The following is a 19401-nucleotide window of genomic DNA, read 5'->3' on the forward strand; positions in this document are numbered from 1 at the left end:
TTACGTAAGGGGTTTAAACAGTAGCGGAAATCCTACTTTTAGATGAGTCACTAGGTTTTTAATTTCAGTATCTGGCAATGTTCTGTAACCAAAATCCGGGATAAAAAGTCTTAACTGATTCCATGTAATTACAAAGCGAGCTGTTTCAAAATTCCATTGATCTTCTCGTGCATATTTTAGCGAGAAATGAGAAACCACATCCCCATATTTATTGGGGTTCTCAAACAAATTCTTCACATCATAGACTCCTTTTAGGCTATTTAAATGGGTCAAAACGTCAAAATGCAGTACTTCGTAGTTTTGGGGCTCAAGTAACTGAGTCAATTGTTTTTGTTTAATGCGAATGGCTTTTGCTTTAATCAGGACACTACTCTTCTTATTTGTTTTTGAGGTTTGTGGTGACTTCTGAAGCTTTACTCTTTCCCAAAGTTCCTCATGGCTATTTACTATAGTATTATGCAACTCATTTTTCAGTGGAGCTGCACCTCCAGGCTTCAATTTTACACCATCAATAAGTATCAATCTGGTGTTAAAAGACGTCCCTTGTCGGGAGTATAATTTTTTACCATCGATCGGAATAATGTCCTCCACATTGTAAAAATGATAGAGGTAATTTAGGAAGATTCGATTGTTGCCTGCAGACACTCTGCCTTGTTTATCCCATGAGGTATGACCACCTATAATGATGGCTGCTTTTCCATCATCTCTCATGCATCTGAGGGCATTTAATGCCATGGCATGTTCCAAGCGTTTGATCTTAAATTTGCCAAAAAGCATGGCTTCTGAAAGCGTTCCAAAAGGTGGATTGGTCAGCACTCCTTCAAACTTTTTATTATACGCAAAAGGCGGTTTTAAGGCATCCCAATGACTTACTTTGGCAAAGGGTTGTTCCTTTAAATTATCTAGCCGAATATCATCCAATTCATTCACAAAAGTCTTGCGGTATGGAAGTGCAATGGTCAATAATCCATTGCCTGCTGATGGTTCTAAATACAGCGCTTCTTGTTTAGGATTTCGCACATAACTTGATGCCAGGAACGAAATGGGTGCTGGTGTGGAATACTGCTGCATCAACACGCTCATGCTGGTGCGCATGGATAGGTTAACTTGTGATTGGTAAAGAGCTACAATAGCAAGATATTTTTCGTAGGTATTGAGCGAAGCATCATGTGCGATCTCTCTTGCATTAAGAACTATGGCCAACTCGGTATATTCTTTCACCAAATTTTTATTGGTGATACCAAAACCCTTGGCAATCTTCTCAATAGTGGTTTTAGAGTGCTTATGTGCATTGCGCAAATCCTTACGAACCCTTGATATGTAGCCCTTTTTATCCATTCCAATGCTTATTGAAGTGTAATGGTTTTATCGCTATCATCCTTAAATGTGAGCTTCAGGTTATTGCCAGCAACATCTACAGAAAAGCTGTCCACATCTGCTTCCACGAAATTCTTCATGAAGTTTATCTGAAAGCTTAATAGCTCAGTTAGTTTGGTTTCCCAATCTTCACCAGATAAAATGCCTGAATCGGCATAGATTTCGACGAACTTTTTAAGAAAGTCCGGTATATTTTGAAGATTACTATTCCAATCTGCTCCTGCAGTTGCATTTTCTTCGATACCTGAAAGCTTATCTTCATCAGTTTGAGGATAGCTACGCTTTGCCGTATTTGCTTCAATAGCTGTTACTTGATCCTCGGATATGGTAGTGGGTTTATTGCTCACATTCATCTGCCAATCTGCGCCAACAGTCGCATTTTCTTCGATACCAGATAACTTGTTTTCATCAGTTTCGGGATAAGAACGCTTTGCCGTATTTGCCTCTATAGCTGTAGCTTGATCTTCCGTTATTGTCGTTGGCTTATTGGAAATGTTCAATTCCCAGTCTGCACCAGCAGTAGCGTTTTCTTCAATACCAGATAACTTGTTTTCATCGGTTTCGGGATAACTACGTTTTGCTGTATTGGCTTCAATGGCTATGGCTTGCTCTTCAGATATGGTAGTGGGTTTATTACTCAAATTGGAATTCCAATCAGCTCCGGCAGTGGCGTTTTCTTCGATACTAGAAAGCTTATCTTCATCTGTTTGAGGGTAACTACGTTTAGCAGTGTTTGCCTCAATAGCTGCAGCTTGCTCTTCAGATATGGTAGTGGGTTTATTACTCAAATTAGAATTCCAATCTGCACCAACAGTGGCATTTTCTTCGATACCTGAAAGCTTATCTTCATCTGTTTGAGAGTAACTACGTTTAGCAGTGTTTGCCTCAATGGCTGTGGCTTGATCTTCAGATATGGTAGTGGGTTTATTACTCAAATTAGAATTCCAATCTGCACCTGCAGTAGCATTTTCTTCAATGCCAGAAAGCTTGTCTTCATCTGTTTGAGGATAGCTACGTTTTGCTGTATTGGCCTCAATAGCTGTGGCTTGATCTTCAGATATAGTAGTTGGTTTATTGCTCACATTCGTCTGCCAATCCGCACCGACAGTGGCATTTTCTTCAATGCCAGAAAGCTTATCTTCATCAGTTTGAGGGTAACTACGCTTAGCTGTATTCGCCTCTATTGCTGCAGCTTGATCTTCGGATATGGTAGTTGGTTTATTGCTCACATTCGTCTGCCAATCTGCGCCAACAGTGGCATTTTCCTCAATGCCTGAAAGCTTATCTTCATCCGTTTGAGGATAAGAACGCTTTGCTGTATTGGCCTCAATAGCTGTAGCTTGCTCTTCTGATATAGTAGTCGGTTTATTACTCACATTCGCCTGCCAATCTGCACCTTTAGTGGCATTTTCTTCGATACCAGATAACTTGTCTTCATCCGTTTGTGGATAACTACGTTTAGCAGTATTTGCTTCAATGGCTGTGGCTTGATCTTCAGATATAGTTGTGGGTTTATTACTTACATTTTCATTCCAATCTGCACCTTTAGTCGCATCAGATGGGGCATGGTCAGCCTGGCTATGTTCATAGGCTACTTTACCCTGGTCGCCTCGATGTGCTGTCGTTTCTGTTTCACCCAATTCAAGTGCATTACCAACGAAAATGTATTCTGAACCACTCCAACGATAGGTTTTATTCTTTTCCTTATCGAGATATATTTTGCCTGTTTCTCCACTTTCGGGGAAATCAGTGAGTGTTGCAAACTCCAAAACATCGTCAACATAGGATGGTAACTGTGAAGATGGTATTTGCCCATCAACCAAGTCGGCTTTATAAGCTAAATCAGGTTTATCAGCAAGGTCGTTATAGCTAATACCTGTAACAGAACCACTAATACTATCGGCAAAAGTGGTACGTATCTCGATACCTCCATGCTCGTTTGATGTTGGGCTTGTTTGTAAAGCATCTTCTCCAGCTGGCTTAATGTTATTTGCATTACCAATAATGATAATACCGCCTTTCAGAAGCCCTGCTGCGGTGCGTGGTGCATAAGCAGCGTCTGAGAGCTGTGGATTAACCAAATTAGCTGTAGTTCCCGATTCTATCACATCAAAGATGCTCCCTGCATTGTTGGCTTCCATCTTGAACGATGGTTTAACTACCACAATTCTGTTCAATCCCAAATCTTTAAATACAATATCTCCTGCAGTAACATCTTGTTTGGCCTCAAAACCACACTCGGAAAGCGTAGCTGAGCTATTAAAGAGTTCCAAAGCTCCTTTTGAAGCAGGGTACTGAAAATTGATTAGCTCAAAATTGACGTTACTATTATTAATCAAGAAAGCGTTGTCTATATTGAATAGCACGTTATTGTCGGCTGCCAAGGGCTTTAGGTTGATGGTATATGCAAAATCACGAAATGCAATTCTAGCACCTGTATCATCCATGTAAGGACTATCTTCAAACAATAGATTAATACTGGTTGCATCATCATCGTTATACTTCAAAGCCTTGGGCAATGAGTTGATTAAGTCTACAATCTGTGAAAAAGGCGTATCTTTTTTTATGATAAAACCTTTCTGTTCAGGTTCAAAATCAAAACCTGAAACCGACTGAGATTCACTTAAATCAAAAATGCCCTGGAACACCTTGTACTCATCAAAGGGCATACCCAGATAAGCGTAATTACCATTGGTTGCCCACTCGCCATTTCTTAGTGTTGGAGGTACGCCTCCTTTGAATTTCTTTATAGTACTCATTTGTAAATCTTATAAGTTTCTAAATCATTGAATAGGCTTGTTCAAAGAGTTGTGGAGAGATATAGCTCTTTCCATTTTCAACCTTAGCCATTGAGAAAACCAAAAGCTGAAGGGTGTTTTTTGTGGTTAGTAATTTGGTTTTTGGTTGCACTTTTAAGTCTTTACAAACAGCATTTATATACGCTTTTGTATCATTCTCAAAGCTTGGTGCATATCGATGGACAATCTTCTCAACCGTATCGAACCCCTTGCCCATATAGTTCTTCAAAAGTTTAATCATAGCTCTCACACCATATTCCGGTGCTATGAACATCTCAAAACGTCGGTCTTTATTTTGTGCCTTTGATAGTTTCCCATGCCATTTACTGTTGCTTTGAATCATGTTTCCAGGATTGTTATTACGAATGCCTCTGGGCATGGCTAAGAGATAGGTATTACCACCATTCCAGTTCTTGAAATTTGATGGTAAAGCATTAGTGTTTGTGGTCAGAATATTTGCAGGATTGTTGTTATAACCACCTGAGGGCAATAGTCCACGCTTACGCCTGTTTCTTCTGCGAATCAGTAAAATGCTTGTCACTATTGCCCCGGTGGTTAACACCCCTCCCGAAATAAATAATATCTTCTTATTAGTTGCTCTCATAGTTTAATGTGTTTTTAGAGAGGGATTCCCCAGGCTTCAAACTTTGGCTTTATTTTGGCTATCTCTTTTTCGCTTAACTCAAATCGAAGCCATCCAATGAGATTATGGTTCTGCCCCAAAAGAGCTGCTCGACCACCCAATAAGTACATCTTTAATCCAAATGCTTTTATCACTAGTAGCATATCATCTTTAGTTTGGATTTTATCGATCGTGCTGTAAATGGTCGCTTCATCTGTACCAAAATCAAGCATTGCTCCATAAAGGGTATTGGCAAATAAGGCTGCATCCGATGGTGAAATACTCAGGTTTTGCTGCTTGATCTCCATTTTCTTCATAGATGGCGCAACACTAGCAGATGTGCCATCAGGGTTCCTACGTTTTTTAAGTGCACGATATATCAGAAAACCTCCGATACCCAATGCTAAAACGGGAATACCTAGTCGAATACCTGTACCTATGAATGCTGATTTACTCGCCTTATCCAACTCCATAACCTTACTTTAAATGTATCGCAATGCTGTTTTTACAATCTTTGGATTCTTAGCGACCTTACTAAGAAGCTTGATGATATCCTCTTGTTCCACTTTATCAACTGCATTTTGAATTAGATTTCCAACTTGCTTAACTGTTTCTGTTCTATCAGCTTCAATGGTTATTCCTACTTTAAACTTTCTCATAATCGTATGTGATTTAATTGTTTAATCTTCGTTTTCTAATTCTACCGCTCCGGTTTGAGATACCCCGCTTACTGCTTTATTTAGAAATAGTAGCGTCTGGTTGATCAGCTCTGCTTTATCTAGACACAATCCAACAATGTTTGCGATTTTTGCTACCTCTTGTAGTTCCCAAGTCCTTAGTGCATCGGCTAAGTTTTTAATGATCTCAGCCTTCTTTTGATCCTCTGGGGAGTTGGCTGAGCCCATATCGGTTATCTCAATATCTGTTTCAGGAACAGATGCTGATTCTTCTGAACTCTCATCAACCATTCCTAAAGCACCTTTGAGTTCCTCTGCTGAAAGCCCCAATAACTCTGCTGTTTTAGGACTATTGGTAAGGATGCGTGAGCCAATTCCTACTAAAGCACCTGTGGCAACTCGTTTCATCACTTCATTGGGAGCATATCCTGCTAAGCGACTTTCGAGCTCTGCCTTCTCAGTTTTTAGTTCTTTGTTTTCACCATAATAGCGGTCTTTCTCTGCACGTAACTCAGCATTCTCGCTGCGTAAGCGTTCAAACCTTTCTTCCAGGTTTGTATATCGTGTTTCAAACTTGAAGTCATCTAGCTGCTTTTGATAGCTGATTCTTTCTACTTCTTTGTTATTACCAGATAAGGCATTAAACAGTCCAAATAAGCTTTGAACCTTACCCTTTGCCTGTTCGTTTTCGCCTGTAATCAAACCCAACAAGCCATTGATTTCGCCTAGGCCATCTGTCTTATTTTGGATTTGTTGTTTCTCAACTTCTTGTTGCACTATGGTTTGTATATCCCCTCTTTCCAATGGCTCCTTTGGTGGGTTTAATAGTCCACTAATGTTGATAGTATAGTCATTAATATGTTTGGCATTATGGCTCTTACCTCCATATACATTAACTCGCAATGTGCCATGTGCCTGTTTGGCCTTTTCAATGGCTTTTTCAATATCACTATTAAACATCTCCGTACCAGCTGTTCTGGATGTCAGTGCCGTTTCGTCAATGCCTGTAATCAGATATATTTCATAAGCGTAAGGATATTTCTGTTCCACCTCTGAACGCTTGATAAACTCATATATGCTTTGTATTTGCTCTCTGTAATCCAACATGATGTAATGCTTTTAATGCCCACTGTGTGGGTTTCGGTGGGGAATAATTTTTACAAACTCTAAGCGATATGGCTTGAATATTTCTGCGATGGTCTTGATATCTATATAATCGGTAAAAACACAGAATCGAAATTCATCCATAAAATCGTATTCTTCGGGGGTGGCCGTAAATACATTATCGCTACTTACCATTTCAATTTCCTCGATATGCCCTGGAATTGCTTTGGTATTCAGAATCCACATATCATTATTTAAATCAATGCTATGATTAGCTGCAGTAACTGTTATCATCACAGGCTTTAATTGGTAGCTATCTATTGTTCGAAGTCCTTCTATGCGGTCTTTGGCAATGGTATGTAGCAGTTCGCTGGTATTCATCATAGCTTGGTCTCCTCTTTTTTGATTTCAACCTCTGCCTGTGTCTGCTTAAAATCTTCATACTGAATGTAAATTCGTATACTCAATGGCTCTACTCCACTTTTCATATTGCTTTTATAAACTGTATGAATGCTACTGTTTACTTCCAGAGGTTCACTAAATGATATGAGTTCTTTGGATAGGTATTTAACCGCTCTATTTGCTGTGAGTGTATAATCTCGGAGTAAGAAACTATTGCCATTAACAAGCAGACTCAAACTACCGCATTCATAGGCCTCTGGGCGTTGGTACTTCTGCACTGGACGAACAAATAAACCATTCTTATTTTGATAGATAAACGATAGTGTTTCTTGGGCTATACACTCTGCATAAGCAAGGCTTTCTAATTGTTTTCCTAACTCAAAGATGTTCACTTGTGCAAATAAATAATGCGCAAGTCCTTGTGTTTCCGTCTGCTCGTAGACCTGTTTTTCCTCCTGAAGCTCATTATACCTGCTGTCGTAATCCTGTAGCATAGAATTACCATAGGTATTGATGTGTTTCGAGACCGTTGAATAACTATCACTTGAACCATTACTTTGGATCATGTAATATACCTTATTGATTATCTGATCAAAGGCATTACTTCGATTTGATAGCGGAGTTTGAAATAGCACATCCACATTGGAAGAATCTAGATGTAGTTCCGGATCGAAACCAAATGCGCCATAGGTACTAGTTAGAAATGTATAAAGCGTTGTTTTGTATTCTGTAATTAATTCAGCAAAGCGTTGTTCCCAATCTATCTCTGGTTGGTTGCTACCTCCCATTAATAGGTCATTCAGTTTGGTACTAAACTCATGCTGCTGGCTATCATTTAAACACGGATATTTAATACCTCCAACTATTACATTGACCATTTGAGGTAGTATATCACTTTCAAAAAAGGCTTTACTCTCACCCAAGGTTGGACGTGTTCGCATATATGAATAAAAGAGATTAGCTACACTTTCAGAAGCCAATAAACGTGTAATCAAGCCTTGTGGAAAGGCTAATGAAATTGCAGTATCAATGGGCGCTGATTCTTTCTTAACTGTTGTTATCACTGCAATCCCTGTAATGAGTTTACAAGATGCTGGTAACAAGTCCTGTTCGTTCAGGTGCTCATTGTTTTCTGATCGCTTTTTTATGACGTGGTATCTTTTCATTTCAGGAGTATTAAGGGCTTACTTCTTCTTATTTTGGATGGCAAGTAGGTAAACACGAACATAGTAGCTATCATTAGATGCTAAGTTCTCGCTATCATCTTTATAGATGATGCGCACAGGGCTATTTTTTGCCTTTTCATCCACAGGAAATGTTACATCACTTATACTCATTTCGGCACTGTGGTGTGCAATGGCTACCTCTGTATCATCCGGAATAACTTCTACATCATCGAGCCACATGCGGAATGTTGAACCAGGCAATGCTTCTGCATTTGATAAGCGTAAAAAGAAACCTGTAATACGGTCATGCTCGGTTTTAGTATTTCCGTTAAACTCAAAGGTTTCACCTTTCTTCACTTCAAATTTGATGACCTGAAGCTTGCGTACTTTGTTATCTTGTTTCTCCATGACTGTATGTTGAAAAAAGGGGGAAGCAAACTTAAAGTAAACCTGAAGTAAACCTCCCCCAACGATTATGGTATATCAAAAATGAAAGACTACGCCTTTTCTGTAATGGTTCCCAATAACGTAACCTTAACGGCTGGGTTATAAACCTTATCTCCCGATACCGATTTTGGCATATTCAGCTTTGGTGTAATATCCATAGATGGCTTTAACCATTTAGGATTAGAAAGCTTGTATTGGAACTTACGTTTGGTAGTATCAGTATCATCGAATACTGCACATGAGATTTCAGGTACAATGACCTTAGTACCCAACGTCATTTCGAATGTTCCATTCAAGATGGCCGGAGGTAAAGCGAACTGCCCAAAAGAAAAGTCTGCCGGGTCGTTATCTTCTTCCGATGCACCATGAGCGTACTCCAATACAATGTCGGTTAATAAGAAATACTTACCAGAATCCAATTGGGCACGATTCAGGTTGGTACGTCCAGCCTTTTTATCATCCGATGCCTCCATCAAATCAATATCAGACTTGTCTTTAATTGATTTAACAGTGTAAATTGCGGTATCCACCGTTTGCATACGTGCATCCTTTAAGGCCTTTTGAATTTCTGGTGGAAGCTGCTGTCTGCGTAACTCAAACTGACCTTTTGAGGTCAAGTTTTTGGTTAAACCTGTTTTTACAGCCGTACTTCGTTGTCCTGCATTGTACGATCTACGTGCCGAACGTCTACGACTACTTCGTCTGCGCCCTCTGCGACTTCTTCTTCTTTTCCAACGTCTAGAACGACCTAATTCACCAATGCCTTCGGTGGCATCATCCTGGTCTTCTTCTTTTTCAATCGCTTCTTCCTCTTTATCGAGAATCGCTTCTTCTAAACCCTCAATATCTTCCATTGATGGGTACAAATCATTTTGCTCATTAATATCTGCCATGAAATTTGTTTTGCGGCTCAATAGCCTGTTAATAATTAATTTAATTGTTACTTTTTGCTATGCTTAGGAAGCCATCATATCCCCAGCAAACACATCTACATCCATGCTATCCGGGTCAATATTTTGAATCTTACCTACTGGTTCATCCTGACCTGAATAAGATGATTTACCCATTGGCTCATCACTCATGCCATAATCCTCAACGGCATTACCTATTGGGTCATCACTCATGGAGAAATCAGATGCTGCTCCTGATACCGAAGCTTCTATTTCTCGCTCAATATCAATGTCTGCTGCAGGTAAGGCTTGTGTGACAGGATTAAGAGCTTGTAAACCACTTACATCTTCGTAGTCTACATCCACAACATCATCCACCTCATCACCTAGTAATCCGGATAAACCTTGTAAGATAGTTTTGCCTGTTGCTTTTTTGATTACAGATTCTACACCTGCACCTGCTGCACCATAGAGCCCTATTTTTATGTAATCGTTTTTAGTGAATTGTTGTCCCACAAGAGCTGCTAGGGCTAGTGCTGCTGGTGCTACATAGCCTTTCATGTCTGTGCCCAAAAGGCCACTTACCGTGGGACTTTTCATTATCTTGTTTAATACATACTTTCCACTACCAAAGCCCATGACGGCAGCAATGGGCTTGCCTATGTCGTTGGTAGCTTTCATAAAGTCAATTTTAGTAGCTCTTGATCTACCTCTTGACGTTGTTTTTTTAACTGCCATGTTTTCTAAAATTTAATTATGGTTCACATTTATTTATTGAAGCTCAATGCTTCCTAATGTCTTCTTTACAGGGGATTTTCTGGTGCTTGACCTACGCTTGACTTTACTCGGTTCTTTCTTGCGAAAGGCGAAGTAAACTCCCGTACCAAGTAAGGCCACCGCCCCTATTCCAATACCTACTTTTGCGCCCTTACTCAATCCTTTTTTTCCTGGTGTGGTAGTTTGTGGAGCGAATGTGTTTGAAGGCGTAATTTGCGGAGTATAAGTCCTGGATTTATGCACTAATGTAGGTGTGTATTGATTGACCAGAGGAGCTTGGTGTTGATTTGGTTCTATAGTCTGCATTGCTGAAGTGGATGGTATTTGCTGTGTAATTGTATTGGATACTTGCTTTGCCTTAGTGAATTTGCTTTTGACTTTAGAAAAGATATTTTTCACTGGCTTGAGCCAATTTTTAATTTTAGCTAAAACACCCGTTGCTGCACCTACTGAAGCTGCTGTGGCTACTACTCCCATTTGTCCTAGTTCGGCTAGCTCTCCAATGGCTTCTAGCCCTTTAATATCGGCCAATAATCCATCTAAACCATTGAGAGAAAAATCACTGCTCTTTTGTTTGGCTCCTTTTAAAATGGCTTTTCTAAGGTTCTTTTCGCGTCCTTGCAATCCTCTAAAGAGCTTACGTACTCTTGAATGGCGCTTCTTTAAATCCTGAAGCTTTTGTGCATCAATTTGATGTTTTGTGGCTAAGTGCTCTGGTAAATAAGCGTATTGTAATTTTTTGGCTATGCCGAACATGTTCAGACGTAATGCAGCCAATAAACCATTACGTATAGCAATGGACAATGGATTAAATCGTACAATGGCCTTGGCAACCTTTTTAGCTGCTTTGCCTATAGATTTTACGCCCTTTTTAACTCCTCTCCCTATCTTTCGTCCAATTCGTTTTAATGATTTAAAAAAACCACCTAAGCCCCTGTTTCCATCAAGGCCATCCATTGACTCATCAATATCATCCTCATCTGATAAACCATCAATGGCTTCTGAATCGTATTTTATATGTCCATTTTGAACAAGTTTATTTTCAATTTTCTCCAGTTTAGTAAGTACCGCATCACGCTTTGATGTATTCCAAAATTTAATTGCCTGGTCTAACATGGAAATGAACTGCTCAGGATTTTGGATATGAGCCATCTTTGCTTTGTTATCCTTATTCTTTAATAGGAAATTGCGAGTACGAACCAAGTAGCGATAAGTGGCATCATCAGCATCACCTAATCCATTTATGGCCTCATCGAAATCAGTTCCTGAAACTATGGCTATGAGTTCTTCATGATCGCTTTGTGCTTGAACTCCTCCTACTAAATCTATTCCTGACAATACAGAGATTGGTAATCCTAGTGCACTTGTACCTGTAAAACCGTCAATACCTCTTAGTCCAGCTAGTTGCAGTGGAGACATATCAAAGTCTGACCTTTCAAAGCTGTATGGCTTTTGATAATCGAACTTTGATAGTACAGGATCAATGACAATCTCATCTTCTGAATCACCTATGGCAGGCACAATAACATAAATATGCTGAAAGTTCTTTCTGCCATCGTACTTGGTAATACGAAGCTTGAAAGGAATACCTAAATTCTTCAACAATGAACCCACGAAAATGCTATAATCATCACAATCTATACCTGCATATTTTCGGCCTTTTTGTTTGTATTTAATCTGGCCATCTAACCATGAGCGTGCAGGTGTTCGAAGTTGCTCGGTTCCTTCATCGTCTTTATGGTATTGCAGATAGGTATATGAGAAGTTGAAGATATTACGACACGTTTCCTTTAGGGTATCACTTTTTAACTGGCTGGCAAGTTCCTCTACCTCTCGGTAGTGCGAAGCAATGATATCGATACAGTTCTCGACTGTCTCAATCACATTACCATTTTTAATTAGTGTGTCTTTTCCATTTGCCTTTTTTATGAGGTGATTGAACTTCTTTCCATTTTGGGTATTTCTGGGTCCGGATACAATGCCCAGTTCTCCTAATCCGTTCATATGTTGTTCCTTTGATAATGATTGCGTGGTAGTGAGGCTTTCTCCATTAACACTGATGGTCATGGTGAAGGTCATGTCCTTTTTTAACTGCTCCGTATTGGATAGTGCTTTGAGGTTAAGACCTTTACCCATAAGATTCAGGTATGGCACTTGAAAAAGGATTTCAGGCTCTTGTGTTTTACCTGCTGCAATAGTAAGACCGTTAATGTCGGGTGTGGAATAAGCAACTGCCGAACCTTTGTAGTTTGCAACTACTTGGTTAACGGCTAAAGTGATGGGTGCATTTGAGGGATTATAACAACGCAGTTTAAACGCAAATTGAACTTCTTGCAAGTTCATCTTGTGGATGCGAAATCCCAAGAGAGCAAAGTTCATTTTTGCTCCAGATAGAAGCTTTTTACCTTTTTGAATAAGGTAGAAACCTCCGCCAACGGCAGCAACAGCTGCTAATGTACCTAGTATCTTTTTTATGCTTGCTTCCATAATGGAAACAAACATATAGTAGGTGGTAGATTGAGAGTTGGTTCGATTTGGTTAGCGTATCGTAGAATTGGTTAGATTTGGTTGTTTTTCGTTTTTAGAAATGAAAAAAGCCGGCGATCCGCCGACTTGAAATGTATTTATATAAATTTCTACTCCTGTCAGACAGGATTAATCAATATTCCAATATGCATCTGGCTCACCTCCTAAACCGTCTGATAGCAAATCATAATTATCTCTTTCTATATATCCTTTATCTCCATTTTCATGATATTGGGTCTGATCGTGATAGGTTTGGTTGATAGCGTTGCCATCCTTCGTGCATATAAAATGCTTGCCATCCTTATTAACTATTATAAAATCATCTTCAAATAAAAATAGTGATGAATTCTTAAAAGTATTTATATGGTTACCATCCAAGTCATATATAGAACAATCTTTATCTTTATTTGCATTTATTCTGTTATATTCTATATTTTCATACACATCCTTAAATTCGATTGGCACTATGATATTGTTACTTATATCTATTACTCCCCATAAGTTAGCTACTTTAACCTTAAAATAATTCTCATTTAGGATAACTACATCATCATAAAGAGGTTCTATTAACACTTTCCCTTCAATATTTATTATGCCATATTTATTACTTTCTTTATTACTAAATGAAACAATATTATCATATAAAGATCCTATACGGTAATCAATTGGCAAGCGTGCAACTCTTCTTTGAAACCTATCCAATATTATGTAGTCCTGCTCCAAATCGTATTTAACTATTGAATACTTCTGATTATACGCATAGATATATTCGAATTCACTAGAAACCACATCTCCTTTCTTATTGATAAAAATATATTTTCCTTCTTTTCTCACAGCTGCTTTTCCTCCAATAAATTTTCTGCCATGATCATAATTAAAGCCTAAAACTAAGTTTTTTTTTCTATCAATATATCCATATTTGGAGCTTGAGGAGAGACCATACTTAGTTTTCTTTTTCTTGTCCTCTTTTTTTGAAACAACAGCTAAATCTTCTGAATAGCTACTAACCAAAGTGCAATATTCAAATGAACCATTTTTTATCCTACTAATTTTCTGAGGGAATCTAAACTCCCAATCACATTCTTTTGAAAAGAAAATTTCAACCGAACTTTCTCTCGAGGTATCACCATCTTTATATATTTTATCAAAAAACGTTTGTGCATAAATAGAATATATTCCACCACCAATATTAGAGCCAAATGGTAAAATTTCATCATATTTAAAAGGAGTTAGTTCCTTGAACTCAGTATTGATGTATGTATACCTTGAATTACTTCTTACAATTGCAAAACCGTTATTAAATGAGGAGACGTATTCATATTTACCAATAATATGTGTACTTCCTTTTTTATCTATAAAGCAATATTTTCCATTATACCTCACTCTTGCAAAACCATTATTAAAGGTATCGGCAAGCTCAAACTTACTGTTAAATACTATTTCGCCATTAACAGTTATGTACTGGTAATGATTATCTATTCGACTGACGGCAAAGCCTTCGCAAAATGGTTTCAGTTCATCATAAACAAAGGGTATAATAATATCTCCATTGTTATTAATTCCTCCATATTTATCTTCCAATTTAGCAACAGCCACTCCTCCACTAAACTGGTTTAATTCTTTGTATATACAAGGAACTATTAGAACACCTTTGTCATTTACAAACCCGAAGCAGTCTCCACTTTTAACTTTTGCTATACCACTTGAAAAAGAATCAATGGAATCATAAATAAATGGGCAAACAATATTACCGTCAATATCAATCAACCCATATTTATAATTTTCACACACTATTGCTACCCCTTTAACAAAATCAGTTGACGCTAAATATTTTATTGGCACAACGGTGTCTCCTTCAGTATTAATATAACCAAATAGGTTATTATTACTAACAATAGCCCTACTCTCACAAAAAGAATAGGCATCACTAAAATTTAATGTTGTAATTTCGTTTCCATAAATATCAATAAATCCATAAGCATCATCTTTTTTCACCAATGCTCTATTCTCGCTGAATGGCTCAACACTATCATACTGTACCTCCTTTAAACTGATTAAAGAACTATCAAAAGAAACTATTAAATTTTCTTTAATCGCAACTATTCGCTCATCTGAACTCTTTATTACACAATCATACCATTTTTCAGGTACAGTATTCTTATTTGGATTAATTATTCCATACCTATCCTTTTTAGTGGAGATTCCTTTTTTTAGAATAACCTTATACAAGTTATCAGATAGTTCCTCAATATTATCGTACCCTGTAAAAATGGAAATTTCACCTTGTGTGTTGATTAGGTTCATTTCATGACTACTCAAGCGACCTTCTTTGGTGTATAAATTTATTTCATTACTTGTTATCCTAACAATAGCATAGCCATTATTAAACGGTGTAATATTTTTTAGTATTATATCAGGTTCACAAGAATTATTTTTGTCTGGTATGCAAAATCCGAAATATGGTTCAAGTATCTTTCCTCGACTATTTTTAATCTTATAACCTGCCACATCATCAAACACGACTTCCATTGAACTATCTGGTTCCTTTACGTTCAGCACAAAAAACCATATCTCGATCATCTCTTGAATGACATCGGCGTTAAAATAAAATTCCCCAGAAAGAGATTCTTTAATTTTATTTATACTTTGAGGATCTGTATTCTTTTCAACCGCAAACACGATTTTGTGGGCAATGGATGAGTGTAAGGATGCTAAGGCGATTGAGCGTTCTCTTGGGCATTCATGATTATCTTGCATATACGAAACCACGTTATGTTCAAAACAATCAATTACATCGTCTATATTATCAATGTTTTTATGTTTTTTCCAATATTTTAATAATGTATATTGAACCGGAGGGATATAAACACGTGAGCCTCCAAGTCCATGATTCATATAAAAACTAGACATATCCCAATGATTAATTCGGAAATTACATTCATCATCAAAATAATTAACCCAAAACCAAAATGCTTTTTCAACAAAACCTCGACTATAAATATTATCCTTGCTATTATATAACTTTTCAATAGCATTCTCAAAGGTATAATGCTGTTTGTCAATAATTAGACTAAAAACAAAACCTGGAATATCAATAATCAATGACAGCTCCTGTATTAGTAACAATGGCGCATTTGTATGTTTAGGCAAGACTAAAATTAGCTCAATCCTATCATCATCACTAAAGTTATTGGATAGGTCAGTAGTATAATGTTCGGTTTTTTTGTAATCTGAACTATTAAACTTTAAACTGAATTTTTGATGTTGTATAAACCTATTAATATTACCAACATCCTCACTTAAAACAATGTCTGTTTTTGCCATTTATTGAGATTAAATTGTTATTACAGATAATAAATGATGCATATAGCTAACAAATTACTGATACTTCTTAAAATTCTCTGCTTGGTCTAGAATTTCCTTATACACTTCATCTTTGGTAATTGGTGGATAACCAAACCTTGCAAGAAGCTTTATTAAATCCATTTTGAGTTCAGCCTTGATGTCATCACGATGATTCCAATCTACATATTTGGCTTTGTCGTCAACTACTTTTTTAACCTCTTTGGAGAGGTCTATACACTTATCGTCAGGATAATCGAAATCAAACTTCTCAGCAATCATTTTTAAAATATCGTAAAATGCTTTCTCTTCAAAATCAATACCCATGTCACCAAAAGACTCTTTCTCTTTTCTAAGGTCGTGATACATGTTAATGATTTCCTCCGTGAAATCTTCTAATACATCACTTTGAAGAACATCTGACTTACGTTCGTTGTAGTTATCTACCAAAGTTTTCATCTTTTTAGAAAAATCAATTCCCTTAGCCTTGTTTACCTTTTTAAATTCATCAATGGCTTTGGCTAATAATTGCTGCAAGAGTTTAATTTTGGTATTCGGCAGTTTTATTTTATCAATCTTAGCTAAATAGTCTTCGTCAAAGATGTCGATATTAGTTTCATTAGATTCACCTAGCTTAAATATTTCTTCAACACCATCACTTTCAATAGCTTCTTTAATCATTTCCCTGACTTTCTTATTCATCTGGGTAATATCAGGAGCTTCGCCCTTAGTTAGTTTAAATACAATTGAACGAACGGCTAAATAGAAGTGAATTAAATCTCTTTCACGCTGAGAGAACTCCTCACTACCACAGCAAATATCATAAGCTGCTTTTAATCGTTTTACAATGTTCATAAAACGGTTCTCTAGTTCTTTGGTGAGCTGAACGAATTCAGCAGCATCTTTTAAGCATTTTAATTGTACCAAAGAATCTTCAGTAAAATAACCTGAATTATCAAATTTGTGGAATAGCTTACCTAATAAATCTATTTGGTCTTTAACTGTAGTGATGGATTGCAAAACATCCTCAAAGTTGGTTTTATCTCCTCTAGAATATTTTTTAAGCGCTTTGTTCATAGCGCTTTTAATGCCAATATAATCAACTACCAATCCTTTTTCTTTACCTGGATAATTTCTGTTTACCCTCGAAATAGTTTGAATCAGGTTATGTAATTGTATGGGTTTATCAATGTACATAGTATCTAAGAATGGCACATCAAATCCTGTTAACCACATATCAACTACAATGGCAATTTTAAAGTTCGATTTTTCGTTTTTAAACTGAACATCCAACTTCTTGCGGTCTTCTTTTGTACCCAACAGATCATAGAGCAGTTCTACATCATCCTTACCTCGGGTCATAATCATTTTAATTCGCTCGATAGGAAGGATTTCTTTCTTTTCTTTTTCAGTTAGCTCAACACCATCATCACAAGCTTTAATCTCAGCCCATTCCGGTTTTAATGCGATTATTTCTTTATACAACTCATAGGCTATTGGGCGTGAGCTACAAACAAACATCGCTTTTCCTCTTACGGTAGAACCTTCTGCAATGCGTTTTTCGTAATGTTCTACAAAGTCCTTGGCTACTTCCTTTAATCTATCAGGGTCACCAATAATGGCATTCATACTAGCCGTAGCCTTTTTACTTTCTTCTATTTGGTGTTCGTTAGCACCTTGTTCTTCACATTGCTTATAGTATGCTTCTATATCTTTAAGTTTCTTATTATCAAGCAGCACTTTGGCTGCACGACCTTCATAAACTATTTTTTTGGTAATCTGGTCTTTTACCGATTCAGTCATAGTGTATGAATCCTCAATCTCTCCAAAAACATCTAATGTACCATCTATAGGTGTACCTGTAAAACCAACGTAAGTAGCATTGGGTAATGAATCGTGCAAGTATTTAGCAAAGCCATAAGTTTTCTTAATTGTTCCTTTTTCATGGTCAATACTAATTTTCTGGTCTAGGTTTATTTGGCTTCGGTGTGCTTCATCCGAAATACAAATCACATTGTTACGCTCAGTAAGCAATAATGTATCCTCAGTAAACTTGTGTATGGTGGTTAGAAAAACACCTCCACTATTGCGTCCTTGTAATAATTCTCTTAATTGCTTACGGCTTTCAACACTGATAACATTATTATCTCCAATGTAATTCTTAGCATTGGTAAAAGTCTTAGATAACTGGTCATCTAAATCGGTGCGGTCGGTAATTAGTACGATGGTTGGACTAGAAAACTCAACACTCTTCATTAGCAAACGAGCCAGAAACAACATGGTATAACTTTTCCCACATCCAGTTGCTCCAAAATATGTACCTCCTTTTCCATCTCCTTTAGGACGTTGGTGTAATTTAATACTATGGTATAGTTTATTGGCCGCATAATACTGCGGATAACGGCAAACTATTTTCTCATCTTTTTTTGAAGCATCTGGGATGTAAATAAAATTACGAATGATATCGAGCAAACGATTATGATTAAACATACCTTCAATTAATGAGTACATTGAATCAATACCATCAACCTCAGTTTCATTCCCTGTTACTTTTCGCCACGCATAATAAAAATCGTATGGAGCAAAAAAGGAACCTGCCTTATTGTTTACCCCATCTGATATTACACAAAAAGCATTGTATTTAAAAAGTTCTGGTATATCTCGCTTATAGCGGATAGTAAGTTGTTCATAGGCTGTATGTATTGTGGCTTCTTCTCGGATGGCAGACTTAAACTCAAAAACCACTACCGGAATACCATTAACGTACAATATCCCATCAGGAATACGCTTTTCATAACCTTCAATCTCCAACTGATTGACAATCTTATAGAGATTCTTATCCGTATTTGTAGCATATTCTTCTTTGGGTTCTGCAGCTAAATGAAGATTGTCATGCTCTATAGCCTCTGAATGATTTTGTTTGTTGGGATAGTCAATCAGATATATCCATAGGTCTTTGGCTTTTGGGTCTTCACGTTTAAAAACAAAACCATCAGCCAATAATTTCATAATGGATTTATTACTCTCATATAAGTCGGAGGCTGAATAGCTTACTAGTTTTCTAATAATTTGTTCTACCTCAGAGTCTGTTATATTGGCACTTTTGTACTGTTTTTTCAAGAAACTTCGTAAGTCATCTTTTAAAAGTACATCTTCAGGCTTGCGAACAATATCACTACCAATTAGGTGTGGTATGTCCTGACTACCTAGTAATTTTATAAATGCCTGTTCTAATTTATCTTCGGTGAATTTCATGTGTTATAGTTTTCAATT

Annotated in this window: 14 protein-coding genes; all 14 read right to left on the reverse strand. The window is 37.2% G+C overall.

What is annotated here, in order from left to right; all coding sequences use genetic code 11:
• The 14 genes from QMO11_RS19195 to QMO11_RS19260 all read right to left on the reverse strand — a co-directional run bounded on the left by QMO11_RS19195 (position 1) and on the right by QMO11_RS19260 (position 19383).
• Complete coding sequence (locus QMO11_RS19195; protein WP_282039311.1) at positions 1-1338, reverse strand: hypothetical protein; 1338 nt, start codon at positions 1336-1338, stop codon at positions 1-3.
• Positions 1339-1346: 8 nt separating this feature from the next.
• Positions 1347-4136, reverse strand: a complete 2790-nt coding sequence (locus QMO11_RS19200; protein ID WP_282039313.1) for a hypothetical protein — start codon at positions 4134-4136, stop codon at positions 1347-1349.
• A gap of 19 nt (positions 4137-4155) precedes the next feature.
• Entirely contained in the window at positions 4156-4779 is a 624-nt protein-coding gene (locus QMO11_RS19205) for a hypothetical protein (RefSeq protein ID WP_282039315.1), read from the reverse strand.
• A 14-nt stretch (positions 4780-4793) separates the two neighbouring features.
• Positions 4794-5270, reverse strand: coding sequence for a hypothetical protein (locus QMO11_RS19210; RefSeq protein ID WP_282039316.1), 477 nt, complete (start codon positions 5268-5270; stop codon positions 4794-4796).
• 9 nt (positions 5271-5279) lie between these two features.
• Positions 5280-5456, reverse strand: coding sequence for a hypothetical protein (locus QMO11_RS19215; RefSeq protein WP_282039317.1), 177 nt, complete (start codon positions 5454-5456; stop codon positions 5280-5282).
• A 21-nt stretch (positions 5457-5477) separates the two neighbouring features.
• A complete protein-coding gene (locus QMO11_RS19220) occupies positions 5478-6581 on the reverse strand; it encodes a hypothetical protein (RefSeq protein WP_282039318.1) in 1104 nt (367 codons plus the stop codon).
• Between the two features lie 12 nt (positions 6582-6593).
• A complete protein-coding gene (locus QMO11_RS19225) occupies positions 6594-6962 on the reverse strand; it encodes a hypothetical protein (protein WP_282039319.1) in 369 nt (122 codons plus the stop codon).
• Entirely contained in the window at positions 6959-8146 is a 1188-nt protein-coding gene (locus QMO11_RS19230) for a hypothetical protein (RefSeq protein ID WP_282039321.1), read from the reverse strand. Before QMO11_RS19230 ends, QMO11_RS19225 begins: the two co-directional genes overlap by 4 nt.
• A gap of 18 nt (positions 8147-8164) precedes the next feature.
• On the reverse strand, positions 8165-8554 hold the full coding sequence (locus QMO11_RS19235) for a hypothetical protein (RefSeq protein WP_282039323.1): 390 nt from the start codon (positions 8552-8554) through the stop codon (positions 8165-8167).
• 89 nt (positions 8555-8643) lie between these two features.
• Positions 8644-9486 carry a hypothetical protein gene (locus tag QMO11_RS19240; RefSeq protein WP_282039325.1) on the reverse strand — a complete coding sequence of 281 codons (843 nt, stop codon included), beginning with the start codon at positions 9484-9486 and terminating at the stop codon, positions 8644-8646.
• Between the two features lie 63 nt (positions 9487-9549).
• Positions 9550-10221, reverse strand: a complete 672-nt coding sequence (locus tag QMO11_RS19245; RefSeq protein WP_282039327.1) for a hypothetical protein — start codon at positions 10219-10221, stop codon at positions 9550-9552.
• A gap of 33 nt (positions 10222-10254) precedes the next feature.
• Positions 10255-12762 (reverse strand): hypothetical protein, encoded by a 2508-nt coding sequence (locus tag QMO11_RS19250; RefSeq protein WP_282039329.1) that lies wholly within the window; start codon positions 12760-12762, stop codon positions 10255-10257.
• A 153-nt stretch (positions 12763-12915) separates the two neighbouring features.
• Positions 12916-16110, reverse strand: coding sequence for a WG repeat-containing protein (locus QMO11_RS19255; protein ID WP_282039332.1), 3195 nt, complete (start codon positions 16108-16110; stop codon positions 12916-12918).
• Positions 16111-16164: 54 nt separating this feature from the next.
• The gene (locus QMO11_RS19260; RefSeq protein ID WP_282039334.1) at positions 16165-19383 is read right to left on the reverse strand and encodes a type I restriction endonuclease subunit R; all 3219 of its coding nucleotides are present in this window, start codon (positions 19381-19383) and stop codon (positions 16165-16167) included.
• Positions 19384-19401: the final 18 nt, after the last annotated feature.

Source organism: Saccharicrinis aurantiacus, assembly GCF_947489045.1.
In the GTDB taxonomy this organism is placed as follows: Bacteria; Bacteroidota; Bacteroidia; order Bacteroidales; family Marinilabiliaceae; genus Saccharicrinis; species Saccharicrinis aurantiacus.